This window comes from Pseudomonas agronomica, assembly GCF_025917275.1.
Lineage (GTDB): Bacteria > Pseudomonadota > Gammaproteobacteria > Pseudomonadales > Pseudomonadaceae > Aquipseudomonas > Aquipseudomonas agronomica.
Genome location: NZ_JAOSHO010000591.1, coordinates 1 through 2,828, shown reverse-complemented (window position 1 = coordinate 2,828; position 2,828 = coordinate 1). Strand labels below are relative to the sequence as shown.

The following is a 2,828-nucleotide window of genomic DNA, read 5'->3' as shown; positions in this document are numbered from 1 at the left end:
AAAAGATCGCAGCCTCGCTTCGCTCGACAGCTCCTACGGGCTCCCCGCTAGTGACTCCTTCTCTCATCGGCTACTCTTCACCCTCGGAGAGCATTTTGATATCAGGGCTGATAGGGGAACAACGATGGACGACGCCTCGAAGATCGATTTGCTGCGGTTCGATTTGTCCGATCTGGACGAAAGCGTGCTGCACACCATCATGGAACTGGTGAGCGACGGCATCTGGGACTGGAACGCCAATACCGGGTTCGTTTATCGCAACCCCGGCTGGTACACCATGCTCGGCTACACGCCTCACTCACTGAGCAACACCGTGCTGACCTGGGAAAGCGTGATCCATCCGCAGGACTATCCTCAGGTGATGGCGCTGTTCGATGACTATCTGGAACAGCGGTCGCCAAAATACCAGGCCGAATACCGCTGTCGCACACATGACGGTTCCTATATCTGGATCGAAGACCGCGGCTATGTCATCGCCCGCAATCCCGACGGCAGCGTGGCCCGCATGATCGGCGCCCATCGCAGCATCGACGACAAGAAGCGTCTGTTCGAGCAACTGGAACAGCGCAACAAATCCCTCGAGGCAGTCATCGAAGAACGCACCCGCGAACTGTCGCGGGTCAACCATCAATTGCAAATCCAGCTCGACGAAAACCGCCGGCTCGCCGAAACCGACGCCTTGACCCTGGTCGCCAACCGCTATCGCCTGGAGCAAGCCCTGCCATTGGCTTGCGAACGGGCCCAGCGCTTTCGCGAACCGTTGTCGCTGATCGCCATGGATGTCGACGATTTCAAGGACATCAACGATCGCTACGGCCATGCGTTCGGTGATGCGGCGCTGGTGCAAGTGGTGCAGGCCGTCAAGCGTTGCGAGCGCGACGGTGACCTGCTGGTGCGTTGGGGGGGCGATGAATTCATCATGATTTTGCCCAATACATCCTTGGCCGATGCAGTCCTGATGGCCGAAACCATTCGCCGTGGCCTGTCCGACCTGCTGCCGGTGGGAGATTTCCAGATAACCATGAGCTTTGGTGTGGTGCAGCGGATCGAAGACGAAACCCAGGAGGTGTTGATGGACCGGGCGGACCAGGCGCTGTATCGCTCCAAGATGGCCGGCAAGAATGTGATCTGCGACTGACCCAGGGTTACAAAGATGAACCCTTGAGGTGTTTGTTGCGGTCATAGCTTTGTCCCCGCAATCAGGTCTCTCACGTTGGCGACTCGACGCTCATGCTCTCCAAACCTTTTCCTGGGCTGCGCCGGCTGGTCATTACCCAGGGCGCAATGGCCGTTCTTTCCCGAGGAAGGCACCCACCTGCAGCGCTACAGCGCACGCTTCCCGGCGGTGGAAATCAACAGTTCGTTCTACCGCCCACACCGTCCCGCCACCTACGCCAAATGGGCAGACAGCGTGGCGGCGAATTTTCGCTTCTCGGTGAAGGTTCCCAAGCAGATTACCCACGAACGACGCTTGCTCGATTGCGCGGGGCTTGTGGATGAATTCCTCGGGCAGTGCTCGCAATTGGGGGAGAAACTCGGCTGCCTGTTGATTCAGTTGCCGCCGTCGCTGGCCTTTGACAACGCGCAGGCCGAGGCTTTTTTCAGGGCATTGCGTGATCGTTACCCTGGCGATGCGGTGCTCGAACCTCGACACCCGAGCTGGCTCGCACCACACGCCATGGCGATGTTGCAGGCCGAGCGCATCGGCCGGGTTGCCGCCGATCCCTCGCCGCTGCCAGGCGGCGATCAACCGGCGGGTTGGCCCGGCATTCGTTATTACCGTTTGCACGGTTCGCCGAAAATCTATTACACGCCTTACGACGACGTCCGGCTCAGGCAAATCGCCCAAGCCTTGCAAGCCGCCCCGGACACACCGACCTGGTGCATCTTCGACAACACGGCCAGCGGCGCCGCGACGCCGGACGCGTTGCGGTTGATGGAGCTGTTGCGCGACTGAAATGCGTACCGGTGACCGGTCCGACCGTGACAACACCGCCCGCGTCCAATAGATTAGGCGACCGGAAAAAAGCTCAATGCCTTTCTCGCCTTATCCCGCTAACAGAAGTAGTGAAATTTCAATGTCCGATTCCAATACCGCTGAATCCGTAGTCACCCTGTCGTCCAAAGCGGAATACGAAAACTCCATCAATCTTTCACAGCATCTGCCCCAGGCCAAAACCATCAGCGAGATGGTCCTTGATGCGTTCCAGTCGAACCGCGAAAGCGACCAGATCCGCGAACTGCGTACCGCCATTCGCCAGGCCCACGATGCGTTCGATGATGACAAGGCCTACGAATTGATGGGCCAGCTCAAGCAGCTCAAGGATGCCGAAGCCGCGGACTTTGCCGCCCTGGAAGACCTGAGCAGCCGCTTCCCCATCAGCCGCATTCTTTCCAGCTACAAGGATGATGCAGACTTCCAGGAGCTGGTCTACGGCCTGGCCCTGAAGGTGCTGAACCAGACCCACCAGGCCATCAGCAACCCAAGCGGCAGCAAGGGCAAGGCCTCGCGGCCCAAGAAGGAGGCCGAGGTGTTCGTCATCAGCAAGGACGGCATCAGCGTCACCCTGCCCCTGCGCACACCCCGCTCCAAGCCGAACGTCGACCGCGAGGCCTTCGAGTTCCTGGGTTTCAACTTCATTGGCGAAGGCGACGAAGCCGAACTGGAAAGCGAGACCTTCCTGGACAACGACGGCACCGAACAACCGGTCACCCGTAAGAGCATCGTCACCGCGCTGCAACAGCAGAAAGCGTTCGACGGCTACAGCATCGCCCAGCAATAAAATAAGCCTGCGTCGAGCCCCTTGTGGGAGCGAGCTTGCTCGCGA

At 59.4% G+C, this 2,828-nt stretch carries 3 protein-coding genes; all 3 read left to right on the top strand.

The window, feature by feature from the left end; all coding sequences use genetic code 11:
- The first annotated feature begins 124 nt into the window (after positions 1–124).
- Positions 125–1,138 (top strand): sensor domain-containing diguanylate cyclase, encoded by a 1,014-nt coding sequence (locus tag OC610_RS24920; RefSeq protein WP_264431679.1) that lies wholly within the window; start codon positions 125–127, stop codon positions 1,136–1,138.
- Between the two features lie 75 nt (positions 1,139–1,213).
- Positions 1,214–1,957, top strand: a complete 744-nt coding sequence (locus OC610_RS24915; protein ID WP_264431677.1) for a DUF72 domain-containing protein — start codon at positions 1,214–1,216, stop codon at positions 1,955–1,957.
- A 121-nt stretch (positions 1,958–2,078) separates the two neighbouring features.
- Positions 2,079–2,783, top strand: a complete 705-nt coding sequence (locus OC610_RS24910) for a hypothetical protein (RefSeq protein ID WP_264431675.1) — start codon at positions 2,079–2,081, stop codon at positions 2,781–2,783.
- Positions 2,784–2,828: the final 45 nt, after the last annotated feature.

Excerpts from the sequence above, each read along its gene's own strand:
- OC610_RS24920 (WP_264431679.1), top strand. The coding sequence starts at position 125 with ATGGACGACGCCTCGAAGATCGATTTGCTGCGGTTCGATTTGTCCGAT.
- OC610_RS24910 (WP_264431675.1), top strand. The coding sequence starts at position 2,079 with ATGTCCGATTCCAATACCGCTGAATCCGTAGTCACCCTGTCGTCCAAA.